Raw genomic sequence first — 23153 nt, forward strand, 5'->3', positions numbered from 1 at the left:
TCCTCGATCGTCTCCACGGACTCGCAGCGTCCCCATGCCCCCTGCTTCGACGGCGGGGAGGCGGCTCACCGCTCGTGGTGCTCGCGCCACCACTCGACGACCGTCCGACCGGTCTCGGCCCGGAAGATCCGGGTCAGCTGGTCGCGCGTGAGCCCGACACGGGCGGCGAGCGCGCCGACGTTCGGCGGGTCGGTGCGGAGCGCCAGCACCGTCTGCGCCCGCGCGACCCGCCGCCGGCGGACGAGGGCGCCCACGGTGTCCGACGTCCCCTCGAACGCGGCGTGCACCGTGCGGACGGTCACCCCGAGGGACGCGGCGATGGAGGCGACGGAGAGCGAGCGGTCGCCGAGGTGCTCCTCGACGTACACCTCGATGCACTCTCGGCGGGAGGACGGGATCGGATCGCCGGACGGCCGCTCCCGGAGGGCCTCCTCGAGCAGGCTCGCCTGCAGCGCGATGAGGGGCTGGCTGACCGCGGTCTCGTCGTGCGGCTCGACCGTGCCGTTGTGCACCTGCAGCAGCCCCGAGATGAGCCCCACGCAGCCCAGCACGAGCGGCGTGTCCTTGAGGGTGAGGCAGGGCTCGCCCATGCGACCGAGCAGGTCCGGCGGCAGGTGCGCCAGGTCGACCAGCAGCCGCATCGCGCGCAGCGGCTCGGACACCTCGAAGGTCATTCCCGCACGCCCGTCGAGCAGCAGCGCCCGCTGCGGCGCCATCGGCACGCGCCGGCCCCCGACCACCCCGTCGGACCGTCCGCTCAGGACCACCACCAGCATCAGCGGCAGCCGCCCCTCCGGCCGCTCCTCGAGCGGCGGCACGTCGAAGCGGTGCGGGTCGCAGTCGAGGTAGTCGGCGCGGGCGCCGTCGACCTCCAGCGAGCGGATGCGCACCCGCCACTCCTCCGGCCCGAGCGGGGACAGCAGCCCCGGCTCCAGCGGAACGGGAGCACGCCCGCGATGGACGTGCTCGATCACCTCGGGCATCGAGCGATCCTCGCCCCCCTTCGCCGGACAGGTGCTGAGCGGCCGGGCCGGCCCTGCGGCTGGACGGGAGGTGCCGTTCCCCCGGGAGTCGCCCCCGGGGGGCGCCTCAGCGCCGCATCGCGATCTATGGTCCCTCCATGGATGTCCGGGATCCGCGACTCGTGGCGAGCGTTCAGGCACGCCCGTTCGACGGCTACGCGCAGCGCGCCGTCGTGCCGCAGGGCTCCGTGCTGCAGCGCGTGGTCGCGTGCGTCGCGCTGCTCGCGACGATGGTCCTCTCAGGGATGCTGCTCGGCGGCGGACAGCTCCGCATCACGTCCGGGCGCTGAGCGCGGCCCGCGCCGCCGCCCCTAGGGTCGGCGGGTGCCCCCGCCCTCGACCGTCGCCCTGATCGACCTCGACGGGACGATCGTCGACTCGGCCCGGGGCATCACGAGCACCCTCGCCGCGGTGCTCGCCGACCTCGGGGCACCGGTGCCGCCGCCCGCCCGGCTGCTCGAGTTCGTGGGCCCGCCGATCCTCGACGGCCTGCGCGACGTCGTCGGCGTCGAGGGGGAGGCCGCGCAGCGGGTGCTCGCCGCCTATCGCAGCCGCTACCGCGCCGACGGCGCGTTCGACGCCGAGCCCTACCCGGGCGTCCGGGAGGCGCTGACCACGATCGGCCGCCGGGTGCCGCTCGCCGTGGCGACGTCGAAGCCGGAGACGATCGCGACCCGGATCCTCGAGCACTTCGGCCTGGCGGACCTCTTCGTCGTCATCGCAGGCGCGTCGGACGACGAGTCGCGCAGCCGGAAGGCGGAGGTGATCGAGCGCGCGCTCGACCTGCTCCGCGCCGCCGGGGTCGACACGGCGCGGCCGATCATGGTGGGGGACCGCAGCCACGACGTCGAAGGCGCGGCCGAGCACGGCATCCCGACCGTCGTCGCGGGCTGGGGCTACGGCGCGCCCGAGGAGCACGCGGGCGCGGTCGCGGTCGCGGCGACGCCGTACGACCTGCCGTCGCTGGTGCTCGGCGACGCGGACTGGGGGCGCACGGCTTCCTGAGCCCCACCCGGGTGATCGCCCTCGATGCGGGATGATCGAGGCATGACCCTGACGCAGGCAGAGCGGCAGTACCAGAAGGCGACGCAGTCGACGGCACCGCACGTGGTGGTGCTCTTCGGAGCGGCGGGCGACCTCGCGAAGCGGAAGCTGCTGCCGGGCATGGCGAACCTCGTGCTGTCGTCGCTGACGCCGGACATCGAGATCGTCGGCACCTCGCTCGAGGACCTCGACGACGACAGCTACCGCGAGCAGGCGAGGGCTGCGCTCGACGAGTTCGACCGGCGGCGCCTCACCGACGAGGAGTGGCGCCACTTCGCCGAGAAGCTGCACTACGTGCCCTCGAAGGCGGGCCCGCAGGCCCTCGCGAAGGCGGTCGCCGAGGCCGCGGGCCGGCTCGGACCGCAGGCGCGGCGCATCCACTACCTGTCGGTGCCGCCGAAGGCCGCCCTCGCCGCCGTGGAGACGATCGCGGCGGCAGGACTGGTCGAGGGCTCCCGGATCATCATGGAGAAGCCGTTCGGCACCGACCTCGCGAGCGCCGTCGAGCTGAACCGGCGCCTCCACGAGACGTTCCAGGAGGGGCAGATCTTCCGGATCGACCACTTCCTGGGCAAGGAGCCGGCGCAGAACATCCTCGCGATCCGCTTCGGCAACGGGCTCTTCGAACCGATCTGGAACCGCAACTTCATCCAGCAGGTGCAGATCGACGTGCCCGAGACCCTCGGCCTCGAGCAGCGGGCCTCGTTCTACGAGTCGACCGGCGCCTACCGCGACATGGTTGTGACGCACCTGTTCCAGATCCTCGCGTTCGTCGCGATGGAGGCGCCGACCGCGCTCGAGCCGAAGGCGATCAGCGAGGAGAAGAACAAGGTCTTCAACTCGATGAAGGCGATCGACCCGTCGACGGTGGTCCGCGGCCAGTACGTCGGCTACAAGGACATCGCCGGCGTCTCGCCCGAGAGCGAGACCGAGACGTTCGTCGCGCTGAAGTGCGAGATCGACAACTGGCGCTGGGCGGGCGTCCCCTTCTACCTGCGCACCGGCAAGAAGATGGCGGAGGGGCAGCGCATCGTCTCGATCGCGTTCAAGGAGCCGCCGCAGTCGATGTTCCCGGCCGGGTCCGGCATCGGCTCGAAGGGGCCCGACCACCTGACGTTCGACCTCGCCGACGCGAGCAAGATGTCGCTCTCCTTCTACGGCAAGAAGCCGGGGCCCGGCATGCGGCTCGAGAAGATGAGCATGCAGTTCGCGATGCAGGACACGGCGAACGCCGGTGACGTGCTCGAGGCGTACGAGCGGCTGATCCTCGACGCGATGCGCGGCGACCACACGCTGTTCACGACGGCGCAGGGCATCGAGCGGCTGTGGGAGATCAGCCAGCCGCTGCTCGACGACCCGCCCCCCGTGCGGCCGTACGCCGTGGGCAGCTGGGGCCCGAACGCCATCCACCAGCTGATCGCGCCGTACGCCTGGCGGCTCCCCTTCGAGCGCGTCTGGCGCGAGTCCCACCACTGAGCCGCGCGACGCGAGAGCGGGAATCGGACGCACCGGCGCGACGCGCCGGAGGACGCGCGGTGCGCGCCTAGCGTCGCAGCGATGCGAACCCTTCCGCTGCTCGGCGAGCGCTACCGCCTCGGCCCCGTCGTGGGGACCGGCGGCATGGGCGCCGTGCACCGCGCGTGGGACGAGACGTTCGGCCGGGAGGTCGCGCTCAAGGTCGTGCGCTCCGGCGCGGGGACGATCGAGCAGGAGCGGCTCCGGCGGGAGGCCCAGTACCTGGCGCGGCTGGACCACCCGAACCTCATCGCCGTGTACGACACCGGGAGCGACCGCGGGCGGCACGGCGAGACGGTCTGGTTCGCGATGGAGCTGGTGCACGGGCCGGACCTGCGCCGCGTGATCGCCGACCAGGGGCGGCTCTCGACCGCGGACGTCGCCCGGGTGCTGCATGGCGCCGCGGGAGCGCTCGGGGCGCTGCACGACGCCGGCGTCGTGCACCGCGACCTGAAGCCGGCGAACGTGCTGCTCACCCGGCCGTTCGAGCAGGCCGGGTGGGAGCCGAAGCTCGCCGATCTCGGCATCGCACGGCTCTTCCAGGCCGACGCGCTCACGATGACCGGGCAGGTGGTCGGCACCGCCGCCTACCTGAGCCCGGAGCAGGTGTCGGGCGAGCCGATCGGGCCCGCGTCCGACGTGTACTCGCTCGGCCTGCTCGCCCTCGAGGCGCTGACGGGACGGGTCGCCTTCCCCGGCCCGGTCGCGGAGGCCGCCGCCGCACGCCTGGTGCGCGCCCCCGAGATCCCCGGCGGCCTCGACCGCGGGTGGCGGACCCTGCTCGCTGCGATGACGGCGCGCAGGCCGGCCGACCGGCCCACCGCGGCCGACGTCGTCCTGCGCTGCGCAGCGCTCACCGGCGATGCGGCGCCGCTGCCCGAGCTGCTGCAGGCGACCGCCGTGATGCCGGCGTCCGACTTCGACCTGCCGACCGAGGCGATGGACCTCGCGGACCGGCCGACGACCGGGTGGTCGCCGACCCTCCGCCGCCGAGCGAGGCCCCGCCCGAGGCGGGTGGTGCTCGTCGCCGCCGCGATCGCCGTCGCCGCCGGTCTCGCGGGCGGTGGCGCGAGCGTCATCGGGCTCGCGTCGGTCGGCGCGACGGGGGCTGCTGCGACCGTGCAGACCCCTGCGCCGGCCCAGGTGCACCGGTCGCCGACGGCGACCCCGACCCCCAGACCGACGCCGAGCCGGACCGCGACGCCGAAGCCGGCTCCGACCGCGGTCCCGACGGCGCAGCCCGCGGTCGACCGCGAGCCGCCCCGGCAGGAGCTCCGGCGGAGCTGGCGCGACCGGTCGCCCGGCGAGCTGCGGGACCTCCGCCAGCGGTTCGAGGAGCGCTGGCGGGACCGCCTCCGAGGTCACGGCTGATCGTCCAGGAGCGCGCCCTACGGTCGCCCCCATGGCTGACGAGTTCACGAAGGGCGACGAGGTCTCCTGGAAGTCGCACGGCGGCGAGGCCGAGGGCGTCGTCGAGAAGAAGATCACCGAGGACACGAAGGCCGGCGGTCGCCAGGTGCGCGCGTCGGAGGACGACCCGCAGTACCTCGTGAAGAGCGAGAAGTCGGGCGGCGAGGCCGTGCACAAGCCGGACGCGCTCGACAAGGAGTGACCGCGGCTCGTCGCGCAGGGCGCCGCTGAGCGGGCATCATCGTCCGGTGGGCTTCAACATGCGGCTGCGCGAGCTGCTGGGGCTGAGCGCGGGACGCGGCTCGGCCGTCTCGTCGAGCCTGCGCAACGCCGCCCGCCTCGACGTGTACGGCAGCACGGGCAGCCCCGGCCCGTTCGACCAGCCGCCGTGCGAGCCGATCCTGCTCGCGGAGCCGCTGCCGTGGGAGCTGCAGACGGGGCACGGCGGCACGATCGCCGACTGGGTGAACCGCCCCGAGCCCCGCTGATCTCCGCCGGTCGAGGTGCGACGAAGGAGCCTCGAGACCACCCGCGCTCGCGAACGGGAGCGGACTCGACGAGCTCGACCAGCGGTGGCAGGTCCTGCCGCGCAGACATGAGGAAGGCCCCGGGATCACCGGGGCCTTCCTCGTGCGCGAGGGGGGAGTTGAACCCCCACGCCCTTCCGGGCACACGGACCTGAACCGTGCGCGTCTGCCTATTCCGCCACTCGCGCGTGACCGGCGCGGAACCGCGCCGGAGGCGGGGTCGACGATAGCACGGCGCCTCCCCGCGGTCCGGCGCGCGGGTGCCGCCTGCCCCCCGAAGGCGGCACCTGGCCGTTAGCCTGTCCCGACCGCGCACGGCCTGATCCGTGCACCGACGGCCAAGGGAACAGACGCGGGTGGGGATCCTCGACAGCTTCGAGCGCGGGCTCGAGCGGGGCGTGAACGGGCTCTTCGCCCGCACGTTCCGCTCCGGCCTGCAGCCCGTCGAGATCACGGCCGCGCTGCGCCGGGAGGTCGACACCCACGCGTCGCCCGTCGCCCGGGACCGCGTGCTCGTGCCGAACCGCTTCGTCGTGCGGATGAGCGGGGAGGACCACGCGGCGATGGCCCGCCTGGGCGACGGGCTCGTCGGGGAGCTGACGGACCTGCTGACCCGCTACGCGGCCGAGCAGCGGTACCAGATGGTGTCGCCGCCCGTGATCTCGTTCGAGACGGACCCGTCGCTCACCGTCGGGATGCTCGACGTCCGCAGCTCGTCGGAGCGCGTGGAGGTCGAGTGGGCGCCGGTGCTCGAGATCGACGGGCGCACCCACGCCCTCGGGCAGCGCACGGTCATCGGCCGCGGGTCCGAGGCGGACATCACGGTCGACGACGGCGGCATCAGCCGCAAGCACCTCGAGATCGTGTGGGACGGCCGCCGGGCCGAGGCGCGCGACCTCGGCTCGACCAACGGCTCCACCCTCAACGGGGCCCGGCTCACCCGCGCGGCCCTGCCGGTCGACTCGGTGCTGCAGGCCGGCCGCACCCGCATGGTGTTCCGCGTGGTCGCCCGGCCGACGGGGGACGCGCGATGAACGAGCTCACCCTGCTGGTGCTCCGGGTCGCGTTCCTCGCGCTGCTCTGGGTGCTCGTATTCGCGGTGGTCTACGCGCTGCGCAGCGACCTCTTCGGCGGCCGCGTGCGGCGGGTGCCGGAGGAGGCGGCGTCCGCCGCCGTGGCCGCGCCGATCAGCGCGCCCCCGGCGGTGCAGTCGATGCCGTCTGCGCCGAGCCCGGGCACCGCGCAGGACCGGGCGGTGCGCACGCCGTCGAAGCTCGTGATCACGTCCGGCGGCAAGGCCGGTCTCGAGATCCCGCTCGGCACCGAGCCGCTGACGATCGGCCGCGCCAGCGACGCCGGCCTGCAGATCCGCGACGACTACACGAGCACCCACCACGCCCGCCTGCTCCTCTGGGGCGACGACTGGGTCCTCCAGGACCTCGACTCGACGAACGGCACCTTCGTCGACGGCCGGCGGATCGACTCCCCCACGACCATCCAGATCGGCGTCCCGGTGAAGGTCGGTGCCACGACGTTCGAGCTCCGTGGCTGAGCGCGTGAGGACCGCCACCGTCGGCGCCGCCGTCAGCCACGTGGGGCGGGTGCGGTCGAACAACCAGGACTCCGGCTACGCCGGCACGAACCTCTTCCTCGTCGCCGACGGCATGGGCGGCCACGCGGGCGGCGACGTCGCCTCGTCGATCGCCACGCGGCGCATCGCGCAGACCGACCGGCTCGACTTCGCGACGCCCCAGGAGGCGGAGTTCGCGCTGCAGTCCGCCATGGTCGACGCGAACCGCGAGCTGGGCCGCGCCGTGCTCGAGCGCAGCGAGCTGATGGGGATGGGCACGACCGCGAGCGCGCTGATCCGCGTCGGCGACGTCGTCGCGACGGCGCACATCGGCGACTCGCGCATCTACCTGCAGCGCGGCGGCGAGCTGTCGCAGATCACGAACGACCACACCTTCGTGCAGCGGCTCGTCGAGACGGGCCGGATCACGCCGGAGGAGGCGGCGGTGCACCCGCGCCGCAGCGTGCTGATGCGGGTGCTCGGCGACGTCGACCACGCGCCGGAGATCGACACCTCCGTGATCGCGACGCTGCCCGGCGACCGCTGGATCCTCTGCTCCGACGGTCTCTCCAGCTACGTGCCGGAGGAGGAGATCCACGCCGTCCTGAACGGCGCGGAGGACGCCCGTCGCGCCGCCGGCGCCCTGGTCGGCGCCGCGCTCGAGCACGGCGCCCCCGACAACGTGACCGTGATCGTCGTCGACATCGACCGCTCCGGCGGCACGTCCGAGGGGCCCCAGCTGGTCGGGGCCGCGGCGAACGACCCGGACCCCGAGCTCGCGACGCCCGGCCGCCAGCACAACCGCCTGCCCGCCGTCCTGCTGCACCCCATGCGCACGGCGGCGCCGGAGCGCTTCCACCCGGACAGCGAGGACTACCTCGACGCCCTGATCCGCGAGGACCGTCGACGCGTCTGGCGGCGCCGCATCACCTGGCTCGCGGTCGTGGCCCTCGTGCTCGTCGGCGTCGTCGTCGGCGCGGTCGTCGGCTACCGCTACACGCAGACCCAGTACTACGTCGGCTTCGACGGCGACCGGGTCGCGATCTACCAGGGGGTGCACGCGTCGCTCGGGCCGATCCCGCTCAGCCACGTCGTCGTCCCCACCGGCATCAGCCGAGGCGCGCTGTCGCCCTACGCGGCCGGCCGCCTGGACGACACGATCCCCGCCGACTCGCTGCAGGACGCGAGGCGGATCGTCGACGACGCGAGGCAGGACTCCCGTGGCTGACGCGCAGGCGACCACGACGCTGCAGCGCTCCCCCGCGCCGACGGCGGTGCAGCGCTCGTCGCAGCGGCTGCGGAACACGGAGCTCGGGCTGCTGCTGCTCGCCCTCGCGGTCGCGGGCAGCGCGATCGTGCTCGTGCAGCTCGGCGCGCTCGGCCACGTCGACGGGCACATCGCGACGCTCGGGGCCGGCCTCGCGGTGCTCGTGCTCGCGCTGCACGTCGTGCTGCGCTTCATCGCGCGCGACGCCGACCCCTTCATCCTCCCGATCGCGACCGCCCTGAACGGCATCGGGATCGCGGAGATCTACCGCATCGACATCAGCCCGACCGGCGTGCGCGAGGGCTGGGACGACGGCACGAAGCAGATCCTCTGGACCGCGCTCGGCATCGGTGCGGCGATCCTCGTGCTGTTCCTCGTCCGCAACCACCGGATGCTGCAGCGCTACACCTACATCGCGATGCTGGTGTCGATCGTGCTGCTGATCCTGCCGCTCGTGCCGGGGCTGCGCCTCAGGAACGCGGCGGCGAACGTCTGGGTCAGCGTGGGGCCGCTCAACTTCCAGCCCGGCGAGATCGCGAAGATCACGCTCGCCGTCTTCTTCGCCGGCTTCCTCGTCGCCCGCCGCGACTCGCTCGCGATGGTCGGCCGCAAGGTGCTGTTCGTGCAGCTGCCGCGCGGCCGCGACCTCGGCCCGATCCTCGTGGTCTGGGTGCTCGCACTCGGCGTCATCGTCTTCGAGCACGACCTCGGCACGGGCCTGCTGCTCTTCGGCATGTTCGTGGCGATGCTCTACGTCGCGACCGGCCGCACCAGCTGGATCGTGCTCGGCCTGCTGCTCGCCGCCGTCGGCGCCTACGCGGCGACACGGGTGCTCAGCTACGTGCAGGGCCGCGTGACCAACTGGCTCGACGCGTTCCAGGGCGACCTCTACTACCAGGTCGGCGGCAGCTTCCAGGTGGCCAACGGCATCTTCGGCCTCGCCCACGGCGGCCTGTTCGGCACCGGGCTCGGGCAGGGCCGGCCGGACATCACCCCGGCGGCGAACAGCGACTTCATCGTCGCGTCGCTGGGGGAGGAGCTGGGCCTCGTCGGGGTCTTCGCGATCCTCTGCCTGTACCTGCTGTTCATCTCCCGCGGCTTCCGCATCGGCTACTCCGGCCCGGACGACTTCGGCAAGCTGCTCGCGGTCGGCCTCGCCTTCGTCATCGCGCTGCAGTGCTTCATCGTCATCGGCGGCGTGATGCGGGTCATCCCGAACACGGGCCTCACGACCCCCTTCCTCGCGGCGGGCGGCTCGTCGCTCATCGCGAACTGGATGATCGCGGCCCTGCTGCTGCGCATCAGCGACACCATCCGCAGCGGCCCGAGGGTAGTCATCTGATGAGTGGCGGAACTGTGGTCAGCACGCGGATCCCGCGAGCCGTCGATCCCCTCGAGTGCCCGTGGGGCGGTGTCGGCACGCTCGTCGGGCGCGGCTCGACCGGCGCCGCGAGCATCGCTCGAAGCCTCGAACCCGCTCCGGAGGCCGAAGGCCGACCGGCGCCTCATGGCGCCGAACCTCGCGGGCGCGAGGAGCGGAGCGACGAGCCTGCCCATCGGATCGCGAGGGGACCCCGAAGGGGTCGCCGAGCGGGCCGATCTGCGAGGAAACCATGAACAGAGAGTTGAAGCGGATCTCCGCGCTCGTGCTGGTCATGTTCACCGCGCTGTTCGTCGCGTCCAGCGTGATCCAGGTGTTCCAGTCGCAGAACCTCGAGGCCGACGCGCGCAACCAGCGCGCGCGTGCGGACCAGTACTCGATCCAGCGCGGGCAGATCCTCGTGTCCGACGGCACCGCGATCGTGACGTCGCCGCGCTCGGACGACTCGTTCCAGTTCGACCGCGACTACAAGGAGGGGCGCCTCTACGCCGCGGTCACGGGCTACTACAACCCGATCGGCTCGCCCACCGGCATCGAGGGCGCCCTGAACTCGCAGCTCGCCGGCACGGCCTCCGACCGTCTGCTCGATCGCTTCCAGAACATCCTGACCGGCGCGAAGCCCCGTGGCGCCTCCGTGCAGCTGACGATCGACGCTGCCGTGCAGAAGGCCGCCTACGACGCCCTCGGGGACCAGCGCGGCGCGGTCGTCGCGCTGGACCCGCGCACGGGCGCGGTGCTCGCCATGGTGTCCAAGCCGTCGTTCGACCCGAACGCGATCGCGGACCACGCCGACGGCGTCAAGGCGTACGAGCGGCTGAAGGACCAGGCCGGCAAGCCCCTGATCAACCGCGCCATCGACAGCCTGAACCCGCCCGGGTCGACGTTCAAGATCGTCAGCGCCTCGACGGCCCTCGAGACCGGCCGCTACAAGCCGGACAGCATGTTCCCGAGCCCGCGCTCGTACACGCTGCCGGGCACGTCCACCGTCATCCAGAACGCGGTCGGCGAGGCGTGCGGCACGGGCCCGAAGGCCTCGATCTTCACGGCGCTCAAGCTCTCCTGCAACATCCCGTTCGCGCAGCTCGGCATCGCGCTCGGCGACGACGCGCTGCGCACGCAGGCGGAGAAGTTCGGCTTCGGCCAGCAGCTGTCCATCCCGCTGAAGGTGACCCCCTCGGTCTACCCGCCCGCGCCGCTCGACCCGGCGCAGACGGCGCAGACCGCGTTCGGGCAGTACGACGACAGGGCGACGCCGCTGCAGATCGCGATGGTGTCGGCGGCGATCGCGAACCGGGGGCGGCTGATGAAGCCGAACCTCGTGCAGAAGGTCCTGTCGCCCTCGCTCGCGCCCTCGTCGCAGTTCTCGCCGGAGCAGCTCGGGACGCCGGTCAGCGAGAAGACGGCCGAGCAGGTGACGGCGATGATGAAGGCGTCGGTGGACTCCGGCGCGGCCACCAATGCAAGAATCGAGGGGGTCGAGGTGGCGGGCAAGACCGGCACGGCGCAGAACGGGACGAACGATCCGTACACGCTCTGGTTCACGGGATTCGCTCCCGTCTCGGACCCGCAGGTGGCGGTCGCGGTGGTCGTCGAGAACGGTGGGGGGCTCGGTCAGTCGGGGTTCGGCAACCTGGTCGCCGCTCCGATCGGCCGCCAGGTGATGGAGGCGGTGCTGAAACGATGAGACCGACCTCCGGCCTCACCTTCGGGGGGCGCTACGAGCTCTCCTCGCGCATCGCCGTGGGCGGGATGGGCGAGGTGTGGGAAGCCACCGACCTCGTCATCGGGCGCCCCGTCGCGATCAAGATCCTGAAGGACGAGTACCTCGGCGACCCCGGGTTCCTCGAGCGGTTCCGCGCCGAGGCCCGGCACGCGGCGCTCGTGAACCACGAGGGCATCGCGAACGTCTACGACTACGGCGAGGAGGACGGCTCCGCGTTCCTCGTCATGGAGCTGGTGCCCGGCGAGCCGCTGTCCTCGATCCTCGAGCGCCAGCACACGCTGCCGCCGGACCGGGTGCTCGACGTCGTGGCGCAGACCGCGCTCGCGCTGCACGCCGCGCACGCCGCGGGCCTCGTGCACCGGGACATCAAGCCGGGCAACCTGCTCGTCACCCCGGACGGCCGGGTGAAGATCACCGACTTCGGCATCGCGCGCATCACCGACCAGGTGCCGCTCACGGCGACGGGCCAGGTGATGGGCACCGTGCAGTACCTGTCGCCGGAGCAGGCGAGCGGCCAGCCCGCCTCCCCCGCGACGGACGTCTACTCGCTCGGGATCGTCGCCTACGAGTGCCTGGCGGGCCACCGCCCCTTCACGGGCGAGTCGCAGGTCGCGATCGCGATGGCGCAGATCAACGACGCCCCGCCGGACCTGCCGACGTCGATCCCCGAGCCGATCCGCCGCCTCGTCTTCGCGTGCATCGCCAAGGCGCCGTCGGACCGGCCGGCGACGTCCGCGCTGCTCGCCCGGGCCGCCCAGGCGCTGCGCCGCGGCGACGTCCTCGCCGCGGCCTCCGCGGTCCCGGCCGTCCTGCCCGCCGGCACGGCGGCGCCGACCATGGCGATGAGCGCCGAGGCGCAGCCGACCACCGTCATGCCCTCGCAGGAGCCCGGGTTCGACACCGCGCTGCTCGGTGTGCCGGCGGGCGCGGCGACCGGCGCGACGACCGCCTACCCGCAGGCGCAGCAGCCCGCGCCGCCCACCGGCCCCTACGGCACCGGCGACGGCCCCGACGACCCGCAGCGGCGCCGCCGCAGCCCGTGGACGATCCCGCTGATCGCCCTCATCGTGCTGCTCGCGATCGTGCTCATCGTCTTCCTGCTCACGCGCGGGGGCGGGTCCCCCGCGGCGAGCGGCACCCCCTCGGCCGGCTCGCAGCCGGCGTCGAGCGCGCCGTCGAGCGCGGGCCCGAGCACGCAGGCGATCGACGAGTCCGCCTACACGGGGCAGGACCACGCGGACGTCGAGCAGTCGCTGAAGGACCTCGGCTTCACGAACCTCGACTCGCAGGCCGGGGAGGCCGCGGGGTCCGCGGACCAGGCCGGGCAGGTCTACAGCGTCGAGCCGAACGGGAACGTCCGCACCGACACCACCGTGAAGATCCGCTACTACGCGCCGGTCGCCACGCTGGACGCGCCCGGCACGGCGCCCTCCGTATCCCCCTCGACGGTGCAGCCCGGCCAGCAGTTCACCGTCTCCTGGCCGAGCTACACGTGCCCGAACGGCGGACCCGGGCCGCTCAGCGGCTGGACGGTCATCCTGTCCGGCGCGCAGTCGACCCAGATCCCGCTCGACGCCGGTGCCCGATCCACGACCGTCACGGCCGCCGACGCGCCGGGGCGCATCTCGGTGCGCTACCAGGCGAACTGCGGCGCGAAGAGCACGCCGAGCTCGCCCGCCGGCCGGGTCACGGTGGAGCAGCCCCAGCAGCAGCAGCAGCAGCCGAGCCAGCAGCCCACGCAGCAGCAGCCGTCCGCGCCGGCGTCCAGCCCGGCCCCGACCGAGACCCCCGGCGGCTGACGTGTCCGACGACCGCGCCGCGGCCGTGACCGGGCCGATGCTCGCCCTCACGGGCGGGGAGCGCCTGCTCGCCGGCCGGTACCGGGTCGAGCAGCTGATCGGCCGCGGGGGCATGGCCGAGGTCCACATGGGCACCGACACGCGGCTCGGCCGGCGGGTCGCGATCAAGCTGCTGAAGTCGTCGCTCGCGAACGACCCGACGTTCCGGATGCGGTTCCGGCAGGAGGCGCAGGCGGCGAGCCGCATGACGCACCCGACCATCGTCCGCGGCTTCGACGCGGGCGAGGAGACGGTGCTCGAGTCGGGCGGCGGCGAGGCGCAGCTGCCCTTCATCGTCATGGAGTACGTCGACGGCAGGCTGCTGAAGGACCTGATCGCCGAGGGCCCGATGACGCCCGCGGAGGCCGGCCACATCGTCGGCGGCATCCTGACGGCCCTCGAGTACTCGCACGCGGCGGGCGTCGTGCACCGCGACATCAAGCCCGGCAACGTGATGGTGACGCGCTCCGGCCAGATCAAGGTCATGGACTTCGGGATCGCCCGGGCGATCAGCGACTCGTCCGCGACCGTCGCGCAGACGACCGTCATCCTCGGCACAGCCTCGTACTTCTCCCCGGAGCAGGCGAAGGGCGAGACGGTCGACCCCCGCAGCGACCTGTACTCCACCGGCGTGGTGCTCTTCGAGATGCTGACCGGCCGGGTGCCGTTCAAGGGTGACAGCCCGATCGCGGTCGCCTACCAGCACGTCTCCGAGCGCCCGGAGGCGCCGAGCCGACTGAACCCCGCGCTGAACGACCAGGTCGACGCCGTCGTGCTGCGCGCGATGGAGAAGGACCGGGTGCGGCGCTACCAGTCCGCCCAGGACTTCCGGGCGGACGTCGACGCCGTGGTCGCGGGCAGAGCGCCGATTGCCCGGCTCCCCACGGTCGAGCTGCAGCGGGACCTGTTCGGCGGCGAGGCGAGCGCCGAGCAGGTCGAGCGCCGGCTCGCCTTCGACGACCCCGGCCCCGCCACCACGTCGTCGCGGCCGCCCGCCGGGCTGATCTGGGCCGGCGTGCTGTTCGTCGTCGCGGTGGTCGTGGCGGTCGGGCTCTGGGTGACCTCGATCGCGACCGGCAACTTCGGGGCGGACGACCGCACCGTCCCCGCGTTGACCGGTGCCACCGCCGCCACCGCGCAGTCGGCGCTCCGCGGCCTGCAGCTGAACCCGGTCGTGGTGCGCGAGAACTCCTCGACGGTGCAGAGCGGGAACGTGATCCGCACCTCGCCCGGATCCGGCGTCGTGCTGCGCAAGGGCGAGTCGGTGCGGCTCGTGGTGTCCACCGGCACCGCGCAGTCCGCCGTGCCGACCCTCGTCGGCCGGTCGGAGTCGGACGCGGTCGCCGCGATCCGCAGGGCCGGGCTCGACTACGGCAGCTCGACGACGCAGCACTCCCAGGACGTGGCGCAGGGCGTGGTCATCGCGGCGAAGTCCGAGGACGGCGCGGAGGTCATGCCCGGGGCGTCGCTCGACCGCGGCTCGACCATCGACCTCGTCGTGTCCGACGGGCAGGTGCAGCTGCCGGACCTGACCGGGCAGCCGGTCGACCAGGCGACCTCGACCGTGGGCTCGCTCGGCCTCAGGGCCGACGTCGTGCCGGCGGAGGTGCCGTGCGACCAGCCCGGCACCGTGTACTACCAGGTGACGAAGGCCGGCCCGGTCGCGCAGGGCTCGACGGTCACGCTGCAGGCGTGCCCCGCGGCACCGACACCCACCCCGACCGCTCCCGTACCCACGGACGCGGCCACCCCGCCGCCCGCCGGCTGATCCCGGCCCGGGCGGGACGGGTCAGCGGGCGGTGACCCCGGGGGTCAGGCCCTCGGCGCGCGCGACCGCGCCGGGGTCGCCCAGCTCGGCGAGCCAGTTGGCCAGCATCCGGTGGCCGCCCTCGGTCAGCACCGACTCCGGGTGGAACTGCACGCCGTAGACCTTCGCGTCGCGGTGCTGCAGCGCCATGATCACGCCGCCCTCCGTCCGGGCCGTCACGGCGAGCTCCGCCGGCACGGTGCCGTCCACGACGGCGAGGGAGTGGTACCGCGTCGCCTGGAACCGGTCCGGCACCCCGGAGAAGATCGTGCTGTCGTCGTGCAGGACCGACGAGGTCTTGCCGTGCATCAGCTCCTCGGCGTTCGTCACCACGCCGCCGAACGCCTCGGCGATCGCCTGGTGGCCGAGGCACACCCCGAGCAGCGGCACGCCCGTCTCGACCGCGGCGTGCACCACGGGCACCGAGACGCCCGCGTCGGCGGGCTTGCCGGGGCCGGGGGAGACGAGCACGCCGTCGTACTGCCGGATCCGCTCCGCCAGCTCCTCCACGGGGATCGTGTCGTTGCGGACGACCTCGGTCTCCGCGCCGAGCTGCTGCAGGTACCCGTTCAGCGTGTAGACGAAGCTGTCGTAGTTGTCGATGACGAGCACCCGGACCATCGCACGATCCTACGGAGCCGGGCCCGGAGGGGGCGCGCCGGGTACGCTGGAGGGCATGGCTCGAGTCCGTCCCTCCGCCTCCCGCCGCGCGTCACGGCCCGAGGGCGGCGAGGCCGGCCCGAACGCCGTCTGGTTCAAGCCGATCATGTTCGGCTTCATGCTGCTCGGGCTGGTCTGGATCCTCGTCTTCTACATCTCCAACGGGCAGTACCCGCTGCCGCTGCCGCGGGGCGAGGAGAGCTGGAACATCCTCATCGGGTTCGGCATCGCCTTCGTCGGCTTCCTGATGACCCTCTGGTGGCGCTGACCCGCTGAGGCCGCCGCCCCCTCACCCCGCCGGGCCCGCGCCGCGCGTCAGCAGGAAGGCCCGAGCGCGTCAGCAGGAACGGCGAGCACCAGCAGGAACCGAGGGCCCTTCCCTTCCTGCTGAAGCTCCTCGTTCCTGCTGAACGTCGACGGCGAGCGCCGTCCTGATGCTCGTGCTTCCTGCTGTCGGTGCTCCCCAGCGGCAGCGTGAAGCGGCGAGCAGGGACCGGGAGGAACGGGGAGGCGACCCGACCCGCACCCCGTCCGTCCTCCACACCGTGGAGTCGCCTGTGGAGGACGCGCCGTCCCGTCCCCGCACTGGGGCCGAACGACAGCCCTGTCATTCTCCACATGGTGGACAGACCTGTGGAGAACCCGGTGGACGGGTTGGGGAGGATCAGCGGACGAGCACGGCCGGCACGAGAGCGAGCACCACGAGCACGGCGGCGATCGCCCCGACCGCCAGGCGGGCGCGGACGGCCCGGCGCGGCCCGCGGTTGGCGATCAGCACGCCGCCGACCAGCGCGCCGACCAGCAGGCCGCCGACGTGCGCCTGCCACGCGATCCCGGTCAGCACGAAGCCGAGCGCGAGGTTGATGCCGATGATGACGACGAGCGCCCGCACGTCCACGCCGAGGCGCCGCTGCACGACCGCGACCGCGCCGAGCACCGCGAAGACGGCGCCGGAGGCGCCGATCACCGGCGTCGTGACCCCCGTCTGCACGCCGGCGATCGGGATGAACGCGGCGGCGAGCACCGTCAACGAGCCGCCGAGCGCGCCGAGCACGTAGACGGCGACCATCCGCGCCCGCCCGAGGACGCCCTCGAGCGGCCGCCCGAAGAGGTAGAGGGCGTACATGTTGAACCCGATGTGCACGATGCCGATCAGGCTGCCGGGCGGCGTGATCGGCTGGTGCAGCAGCGCGGCGGTGAGCATCCGCCACGGCTCGAACGGCGCCCCGGTCGCCGGCAGCGAGTACACCGGCGCGTACTGCCACGCGCGCTGGAGGGCCCCGCCCGTCGCCAGCTGCACGAGGTAGGCCGCGACGGTGAGGGCGATGATCCAGCCGGTCGCCGTGGCCGGACGGTACCGCGCCGAGCGCCGCCAGACGCGGCGCAGCTCGGTGCGGACGTCGCTCATCGGCTCAGGTGGTGGTCACGTCGACGGACGACAGCACCTGCTGCTCGACCGGGCGGTCGCCCCGGTCGGTCTGCACGCTGCCCAGCCTGTCGACCACCGCACGGCTGGCGTCGTCGGCGACCTCGCCGAAGATCGTGTGCGCGCCCTGCAGCCACGTCGTCGGCGCGGTCGTGATGAAGAACTGCGATCCGTTCGTGCCCTTGCCGAACCGCTTGCCCGCGTTGGCCATGGCGAGCATGTACGGCTTCGTGAAGTCGAGGTCCGGCGAGATCTCGTCGTCGAACTCGTACCCGGGGCCGCCGGTGCCGGTGCCGAGCGGGTCGCCGCCCTGGATCATGAAGTTCGGGATGATGCGGTGGAAGACGACGTCCTTGTACAGGGGTCCGTCCTGGGTCTGCCCGCTGCGCGGGTCCTTCCACTGCTGCTCGCCGGTGGCGAGCCCGATGAAGTTCTTCACGGTCTTCGGCGCGTGCAGCCCGTAGAGGTTGACGGTGATGTCCCCCTGCGTGGTGTGGAGCACGGCGGTGGCGGTGGTGTCCGGCATGCCTCCAGTGTGTCAGGGGGCGCCGACCCTTCCGCCGGTCCTCCAGCGCTCGGGCGGCTCCCTCACGGCTTCCCGCCCGAACTCCCAGGGTGCGCGCAGCGCGCTCGATGGAAGGATGCTGGGGACGCGCCGCGACCCATGCAGGGGCGGTGACCGCGAACGATTGCCGAAGGGCGGAAGAAGCGATGGCCTCGACCAAGAAGCAGGTGAAGCGGCTCAAGAAGGACGCGCAGCGCCTCTGGAGCGACCAGCAGGCGCTGCTCAACCGGGCGAACGGCGTCGCGCGGGACGCGGTACCCCACGCCCAGCGCCTCGCCACGTCCTTCTACGACGACCAGCTGAAGCCGTCCGTGACGAAGGGACGCGTCGGCGCGAAGGCCGCCGGCAAGGCCGGTTCGGCCGCGGGCCGCTACGTCGGCTCGACCACGCGGGACGCGGTGCGCGGCACGGTCGTGCCCGCGGCGACGAGCGCGCTGGCCGCAGCGCTCGCGCTGGCGGAGGAGGGCGGCAAGCGCCTCGGCGCCGGGAGCGCCTCGGCCGCCGAGAGCGCGCACGACGCGCAGAAGACCCTGAAGAAGGCGCGCCGATCCGGCCTCCGCTCGCAGGCGAAGGCGAAGGCGAAGCTCAAGGCGGCCTCGAAGGCCGGGCAGCACGCCGCGAAGCACGGGCAGAAGCGCATCGCCAAGGCCACCGGTCGCTCGAGCGGGATCGGCACCGGCGGCACCATCGGCATCGTGCTCGGCATCGGCCTCGTGGCCGTGATCGGCTACGCGATCTGGCAGACGCTGCGCGCGGACGACGACCTGTGGGTGGCCGACGAGGACCCGGAGATCACGCCCTCGGGCGACGCCCCGACCGCGTAGCGGCTTCAGCCGGCGGCGACCGCCTCCAGCGTGCTGCGCACCGCGCGCACCGCCGGGCGGTCGGCGCCGGCGGCCCGGGCGGCGGTGAACACCTCCCGGTGCGGGTCGCCCGGCAGGAGGACCAGCCGTGCCCTCGTCGGCCGGTCGGTCCAGACCAGGTCCGGCAGGATCGCGACCGCGTTCCCCGACTCCACGAGCCGGACGTGCACCTCGAGATCGGCGGACTCGACGCGGACGTCCGGTTCGAACCCGGCTTCGCGGCACCGCTGCTCGGCCCAGTGCCGCGACGCGGCGCCCCGCGGCTCCATCACCCACGGCAGCTCCGCCACGTCCTCGATGGCCGCGACCTCGGCGCCGGTCGGCACGGCGAGCCGGAGCCGGTCCCGCACCAGCGGCCGGCGGTCGAGCCCATCGTGACGCATCGTCGCGTGCCCCGGGTACTGCTCGGCCACGACCAGGTCGAAGTCGCGCGCCGCCGTGCGCCGCAGCGCGGACTCCGGTTCGTGCTGCACCGCCTCCACCCGCACGCCCGGATGGTCGCGGGCCATGCGGGTCAGGGTGTCGGGCAGCAGCGCCAGCGCGGCGGACTGGAACACGGCGAGCCGGACCGCACCGGTGGTCGTCTCGGCGCGGGCCGCGATCTCCGTCTCCGCGCGCTCGAGCACCCGGAGCACCTCGCCCGCGCGCTCCGCGAGCAGCGCGCCGTCCGGGGTGAGCGCGACGCCGCGGCCGGCAGGGCTCAGCAGCGGGACGCCGACCTCGCGCTCGAGCAGCGCGAGCTGCTGCGACACCGCGGACGGGCTGTAGTGGAGCGCTGCGGCGACCTCGGCGAGCGTGCCGCGGTCGGCCAGCTCGCGCAGCAGCCGCAGGCGCTTGACGTCGTACACGGTGCTCCTCACCGGTCAGCAGGACTGAACGGTACTCGTCGTGAATCATCGCTGTTGCTGACGGTTCCGTCGACCGATGATGACGGGATGAGTGGGATCGCGGAGCGACCGGTCGTCGCGGCGCTGCAGAAGGACGAGGTCCGTGAGCGCGTGGCGCGGACGGAGCGTCTGGTCCGACGCTGGCTGACCGAGGCGGCCGGCTCCCCCGCCGACCCGGCGGCGGCCCGGCTCGCGGGCGTGCTGCGCGATCCGAAGGGCCTCGCGTTCACGGTGGGCTTCGTCGACGGCGTGGTCCGGCCGGACGACCTCCGCGCCGCCGCGCACCGCCTGCACGCGATCGCGCCCGACGTCCCCCGCTTCCTGCCGCTGCCGCTGCGGCTGGCCGTGCGCCTCGGGGGCCTCGCCGCGCCGCTGCTGCCGTGGATCGTCGTGCCCGCCGCGCGGTACGCGCTCCGCCGCATGGTCGACCACCTCGTCATCGACGCGACGCCGCGCCGGCTCGGCGCGTCGATCGCCCGCATCAAGGCACGGGGCGTCCGGCTGAACCTGAACCTGCTCGGCGAGGCGGTCCTCGGCAAGAAGGAGGCGGACCGGCGGCTGGCCGGCACCCTCGCGCTCATCCAGCGGCCCGACGTCGACTACGTGTCGATCAAGGTGTCCGCCGCGGTCGCGCCCCACGCCACCTGGGCGTTCGACGCCTCCGTCGACGACGTGGTGGAGCGGCTGCGACCGCTCTACGTCGCCGCCCGCCGCAGCGGCACCTTCATCAACCTGGACATGGAGGAGTACAAGGACCTGGACCTGACCGTCGCGGTCTTCCAGCGGATCCTCGACGAGCCCGCCTTCCTCGACTACCGCGGCGGCATCGTGCTGCAGGCCTACCTGCCCGACGCGCTGGCCGCCATGCAGGGCCTCCAGGCCTGGTCGGCCGCGCGGCGCGCCCGCGGGGGCGCCGGCATCAAGGTGCGCCTGGTCAAGGGGGCGAACCTGCCGATGGAGCGCGTCGAGGCCGCGATCCACGACTGGCCGCTCGCCACCTGGCACGAGAAGGTCGAGAGCGACACCCAGTACAAGCGCGTGCTCGACTGGGCGCTGACGCCCGAGCGGATCGACGCGGTCCAGCTGGGCATCGCCGGTCACAACCTCTTCGACGTCGCGGACGCGTGGCTGCTCGCGCAGGACCGCGGCGTCGAGGACGGCGTCGAGTTCGAGATGCTGCTCGGCATGGCGACGGGCCAGGCCGAGGCCGTGCGCCGCGAGGTCGGCGGGCTGCTCGTCTACACCCCGGTGGTGCACCCGCGCGAGTTCGACGTCGCGATCGCCTACCTGGTGCGGCGCCTCGAGGAGGGCGCCAGCGCGGACAACTTCATGTCGAGCGTCTTCGACCTGGCGGCGGACGAGGCCCTGTTCGAGCGGGAGCGGGAGCGCTACACCGCCTCGCTCCGCGTGCTCGACACCGCGGTGCCGCCGCCGCACCGCGTCCCGCGGGTCGACCGGCCGTGGGCCTCGGGCGACCCGTTCGCGAACGCGATCGACACCGACCCGGCGGTGCGCGAGCACCGCGAGGCCGTCACCCGGCTGCTCGGCCGGGCCGCGTCCTCGACGCTCGGCGACGACACGCTCGCCGAGCACACCGTCACCGACCGCGCGGTGCTCGACCGCCTGCTGGACGACGCCCGGGCGGCGGGTGCCGCGTGGGGCGCCCGCCCCGCGGCCGAGCGCGCGGCCGTGCTGCAGCGTGCGGGTGACGCCCTCGCAGCGGCCCGCGAGGAGCTGATCGAGGTGATGGTGTCCGAGGCGGCGAAGACCGTCGACCAGGCGGACCCGGAGGTCAGCGAGGCGGTCGACTTCGCGCGGTACTACGCCCACCACGCCGAGGAGCTGGAGCAGGTCGACGGCGCCCGCTTCGTCCCCGCGGCCCTGACGCTCGTCACCCCGCCCTGGAACTTCCCGGTCGCGATCCCGGCCGGCGGCGTGCTGGCCGCCCTCGCGGCGGGCAGCGCGGTGGTGCTGAAGCCGGCGGGCCCGGCGAGCCGCTGCGGCGCCGTCCTCGCCGAGGTGCTCTGGCGGGCGGGCGTCCCCCGTGACGTCCTGAACCTCGTGCAGGTCGACGAGCAGGACCTGGGCGGCGCGCTCGTCGCCGACCCGCGGATCGACCGCGTGATCCTCACCGGGGCGTGGGAGACGGCGCGCCTCTTCCGCGACTTCCGCGCCGACCTGCCGGTGCTCGCCGAGACGAGCGGCAAGAACGCGATGGTCGTGACCCCGTCGGCCGACCTCGACCTCGCGGTCAAGGACCTCGTGCAGAGCGCGTTCGGCCATGCGGGCCAGAAGTGCAGCGCGGCGTCCCTCGCCATCCTGGTCGGCTCCGTCGCGACCTCGAAGCGGTTCCTCGGCCAGCTGGTCGACGCGGTGTCGTCGCTCGAGGTCGGCATGCCGTGGGACCCGACGACGCGGATGGGCCCGCTGATCGAGCCCGCCGACGGCAAGCTGCTCGAGGGCCTCACGACGCTCGGCGAGGGCGAGCGCTGGCTGCTCCGGCCGAAGCGGCTCGACGAGGAGGGCCGCCTGTGGACGCCCGGCGTGCGCTCCGGGGTCCGGCGCGGCTCCGCGTACCACCTGACCGAGTACTTCGGCCCGGTCCTCGGGCTGATGACCGTCGACACCCTCGACGAGGCGATCGCCGTGCAGAACGAGGTCTCCTTCGGCCTCACCGCCGGGCTGCAGTCCCTCGAGCCGGAGGAGATCGGCGCCTGGGCCGACCGGGTCGACGCCGGCAACCTCTACGTCAACCGCGGCACGACGGGGGCGATCGTCGGCCGGCAGCCCTTCGGCGGCTGGAAGCGCTCCTCCGTCGGCCCGGGCTCGAAGGCGGGCGGTCCGAACTACCTGATGGGCCTCGGGTCGTGGCAGCGGGCCGATGCGACGGAGCCGCCGACCGCGCGGCTCGACGGCGCGGTCGCCCGGGTCGTCCGCGCCGCAGGCGCCTTCGGCGACGCGGCCCGCGCCTTCGTGTCCGACGGCGCGATGCGCGACCAGGCGGTCTGGGAGGAGCGGTTCGGCGCCGTCGTCGAGCTCGCCGACCTCGAGGTGGAGCGGAACCTGCTGCGCTACCGCACCGTGCCGGTGACGATCCGCGTCGGCGCCGTCGCAGCGCCCGCGGACGTCCTCCGGATCGTGGCCGCCGGCGTGCGCTCCGGTGCGATGGTCCGGGCGTCGAGCGCCGCACCGCTGCCGCGGGACCTCGCGGCGGCGCTGCGCGAGGCGGGCGTCGCCGCGACCGTGGAGCCGGGCTCCGCGCTCACCGGGCGCGTTCGCGCGGTCGGGGTCACCGCGGCCGCGCTGCTCCGCGAGGCGGGCGGCGACCCGGACCTCGCGGTGTGGGACGCGCCGGTCACCGCCGCGGGCCGGCTGGAGCTGCTGCCGTTCCTCCGCGAGCAGTCGATCAGCATCACCGCGCATCGCTTCGGGACCCCGAACCACCTCACCGACGCCCTGCTCTAGGGGTCCGCGCCGCCCGAGCCTCGTCGCGCGGTGGTTGCACCGTCACGCGGTGGGTGCACCCACCGCGTTGGGGTGCGACCACCGCGTGACCGGTGCTGCCCGTCATCGCGCCCCCGCACTGCCAGTCGGGTCCCAGGTCCGTGAGCACAATCGCTGCATTCGGTTCCCCTCGACGAAGGGCGG

At 73.6% G+C, this 23153-nt stretch carries 21 protein-coding genes and 1 tRNA gene; 16 read left to right on the forward strand and 6 right to left on the reverse strand.

The window, feature by feature from the left end; genetic code table 11:
- Nucleotides 1–65 precede the first annotated feature (65 nt).
- Nucleotides 66–983: a cupin domain-containing protein gene (locus ACFSBI_RS02805; protein WP_377931821.1), complete on the reverse strand. Its 918-nt coding sequence runs from the start codon at nucleotides 981–983 to the stop codon at nucleotides 66–68.
- Between the two features lie 137 nt (nucleotides 984–1120).
- On the opposite strand from ACFSBI_RS02805, the gene ACFSBI_RS02810 reads away from it, so the two are divergent.
- The 6 genes from ACFSBI_RS02810 to ACFSBI_RS02835 all read left to right on the forward strand — a co-directional run bounded on the left by ACFSBI_RS02810 (nucleotide 1121) and on the right by ACFSBI_RS02835 (nucleotide 5479).
- Entirely contained in the window at nucleotides 1121–1312 is a 192-nt protein-coding gene (locus ACFSBI_RS02810; RefSeq protein WP_377931823.1) for a hypothetical protein, read from the forward strand.
- Nucleotides 1313–1346: 34 nt separating this feature from the next.
- Nucleotides 1347–2027 (forward strand): HAD hydrolase-like protein, encoded by a 681-nt coding sequence (locus ACFSBI_RS02815; protein ID WP_377931825.1) that lies wholly within the window; start codon nucleotides 1347–1349, stop codon nucleotides 2025–2027.
- A 42-nt stretch (nucleotides 2028–2069) separates the two neighbouring features.
- Nucleotides 2070–3542 carry a glucose-6-phosphate dehydrogenase gene (gene zwf / locus ACFSBI_RS02820; protein ID WP_377931827.1) on the forward strand — a complete coding sequence of 491 codons (1473 nt, stop codon included), beginning with the start codon at nucleotides 2070–2072 and terminating at the stop codon, nucleotides 3540–3542.
- A gap of 81 nt (nucleotides 3543–3623) precedes the next feature.
- The gene (locus ACFSBI_RS02825; RefSeq protein WP_377931829.1) at nucleotides 3624–4952 is read left to right on the forward strand and encodes a serine/threonine-protein kinase; all 1329 of its coding nucleotides are present in this window, start codon (nucleotides 3624–3626) and stop codon (nucleotides 4950–4952) included.
- A 31-nt stretch (nucleotides 4953–4983) separates the two neighbouring features.
- Nucleotides 4984–5193 (forward strand): hypervirulence associated TUDOR domain-containing protein, encoded by a 210-nt coding sequence (locus ACFSBI_RS02830; RefSeq protein WP_377931831.1) that lies wholly within the window; start codon nucleotides 4984–4986, stop codon nucleotides 5191–5193.
- A gap of 46 nt (nucleotides 5194–5239) precedes the next feature.
- Entirely contained in the window at nucleotides 5240–5479 is a 240-nt protein-coding gene (locus tag ACFSBI_RS02835) for a hypothetical protein (RefSeq protein WP_377931833.1), read from the forward strand.
- Nucleotides 5480–5622: 143 nt separating this feature from the next.
- Here the strand turns inward: ACFSBI_RS02835 and ACFSBI_RS02840 are convergent.
- A tRNA-Leu gene (locus ACFSBI_RS02840) sits at nucleotides 5623–5706 on the reverse strand.
- A 168-nt stretch (nucleotides 5707–5874) separates the two neighbouring features.
- On the opposite strand from ACFSBI_RS02840, the gene ACFSBI_RS02845 reads away from it, so the two are divergent.
- The 7 genes from ACFSBI_RS02845 (at nucleotide 5875) to pknB (ending at nucleotide 15065) form a co-directional block, all read left to right on the forward strand.
- Nucleotides 5875–6552: an FhaA domain-containing protein gene (locus ACFSBI_RS02845; protein ID WP_377931835.1), complete on the forward strand. Its 678-nt coding sequence runs from the start codon at nucleotides 5875–5877 to the stop codon at nucleotides 6550–6552.
- On the forward strand, nucleotides 6549–7070 hold the full coding sequence (locus ACFSBI_RS02850; protein ID WP_377931837.1) for an FHA domain-containing protein FhaB/FipA: 522 nt from the start codon (nucleotides 6549–6551) through the stop codon (nucleotides 7068–7070). The genes ACFSBI_RS02845 and ACFSBI_RS02850 overlap by 4 nt, the downstream gene beginning before the upstream one ends.
- 4 nt (nucleotides 7071–7074) lie before the next feature.
- Entirely contained in the window at nucleotides 7075–8316 is a 1242-nt protein-coding gene (locus ACFSBI_RS02855) for a PP2C family protein-serine/threonine phosphatase (RefSeq protein ID WP_377931839.1), read from the forward strand.
- Complete coding sequence (locus ACFSBI_RS02860) at nucleotides 8309–9697, forward strand: FtsW/RodA/SpoVE family cell cycle protein (protein WP_377931841.1); 1389 nt, start codon at nucleotides 8309–8311, stop codon at nucleotides 9695–9697. The genes ACFSBI_RS02855 and ACFSBI_RS02860 overlap by 8 nt, the downstream gene beginning before the upstream one ends.
- Nucleotides 9698–9968: 271 nt before the next feature.
- Nucleotides 9969–11420 carry a peptidoglycan D,D-transpeptidase FtsI family protein gene (locus ACFSBI_RS02865; RefSeq protein ID WP_377931843.1) on the forward strand — a complete coding sequence of 484 codons (1452 nt, stop codon included), beginning with the start codon at nucleotides 9969–9971 and terminating at the stop codon, nucleotides 11418–11420.
- On the forward strand, nucleotides 11417–13258 hold the full coding sequence (locus tag ACFSBI_RS02870) for a protein kinase domain-containing protein (RefSeq protein WP_377931845.1): 1842 nt from the start codon (nucleotides 11417–11419) through the stop codon (nucleotides 13256–13258). The genes ACFSBI_RS02865 and ACFSBI_RS02870 overlap by 4 nt, the downstream gene beginning before the upstream one ends.
- A 1-nt stretch (nucleotide 13259) precedes the next feature.
- Nucleotides 13260–15065 (forward strand): Stk1 family PASTA domain-containing Ser/Thr kinase, encoded by a 1806-nt coding sequence (pknB, locus tag ACFSBI_RS02875; RefSeq protein WP_377931847.1) that lies wholly within the window; start codon nucleotides 13260–13262, stop codon nucleotides 15063–15065.
- A gap of 21 nt (nucleotides 15066–15086) precedes the next feature.
- Here pknB and ACFSBI_RS02880 read toward each other — a convergent pair whose 3' ends face one another.
- On the reverse strand, nucleotides 15087–15725 hold the full coding sequence (locus ACFSBI_RS02880) for an aminodeoxychorismate/anthranilate synthase component II (RefSeq protein ID WP_377931849.1): 639 nt from the start codon (nucleotides 15723–15725) through the stop codon (nucleotides 15087–15089).
- Between the two features lie 55 nt (nucleotides 15726–15780).
- Here ACFSBI_RS02880 and ACFSBI_RS02885 point away from each other — a divergent pair, with 55 nt between their 5' ends.
- On the forward strand, nucleotides 15781–16032 hold the full coding sequence (locus ACFSBI_RS02885) for a cell division protein CrgA (protein WP_377931851.1): 252 nt from the start codon (nucleotides 15781–15783) through the stop codon (nucleotides 16030–16032).
- A gap of 396 nt (nucleotides 16033–16428) precedes the next feature.
- On the opposite strand, the gene ACFSBI_RS02890 is transcribed toward ACFSBI_RS02885, so the two are convergent.
- On the reverse strand, nucleotides 16429–17172 hold the full coding sequence (locus ACFSBI_RS02890; protein WP_377931852.1) for a rhomboid family intramembrane serine protease: 744 nt from the start codon (nucleotides 17170–17172) through the stop codon (nucleotides 16429–16431).
- A 4-nt stretch (nucleotides 17173–17176) separates the two neighbouring features.
- Entirely contained in the window at nucleotides 17177–17716 is a 540-nt protein-coding gene (locus ACFSBI_RS02895; RefSeq protein ID WP_377931854.1) for a peptidylprolyl isomerase, read from the reverse strand.
- Nucleotides 17717–17901: 185 nt separating this feature from the next.
- Here ACFSBI_RS02895 and ACFSBI_RS02900 point away from each other — a divergent pair, with 185 nt between their 5' ends.
- On the forward strand, nucleotides 17902–18579 hold the full coding sequence (locus ACFSBI_RS02900) for a hypothetical protein (RefSeq protein ID WP_377931856.1): 678 nt from the start codon (nucleotides 17902–17904) through the stop codon (nucleotides 18577–18579).
- A gap of 5 nt (nucleotides 18580–18584) precedes the next feature.
- Here the strand turns inward: ACFSBI_RS02900 and ACFSBI_RS02905 are convergent, their stop codons facing one another.
- A complete protein-coding gene (locus ACFSBI_RS02905; RefSeq protein WP_377931858.1) occupies nucleotides 18585–19466 on the reverse strand; it encodes a LysR family transcriptional regulator in 882 nt (293 codons plus the stop codon).
- Nucleotides 19467–19553: 87 nt separating this feature from the next.
- Between ACFSBI_RS02905 and ACFSBI_RS02910 the strand changes: the two genes are divergently transcribed.
- Nucleotides 19554–22970: a bifunctional proline dehydrogenase/L-glutamate gamma-semialdehyde dehydrogenase gene (locus ACFSBI_RS02910; protein ID WP_377931860.1), complete on the forward strand. Its 3417-nt coding sequence runs from the start codon at nucleotides 19554–19556 to the stop codon at nucleotides 22968–22970.
- The last annotated feature ends 183 nt before the right edge of the window (nucleotides 22971–23153 follow it).

The sequence above is a fragment of the Amnibacterium endophyticum genome (assembly GCF_042680685.1).
Taxonomy (GTDB): Bacteria; Actinomycetota; Actinomycetes; order Actinomycetales; family Microbacteriaceae; genus Amnibacterium; species Amnibacterium endophyticum.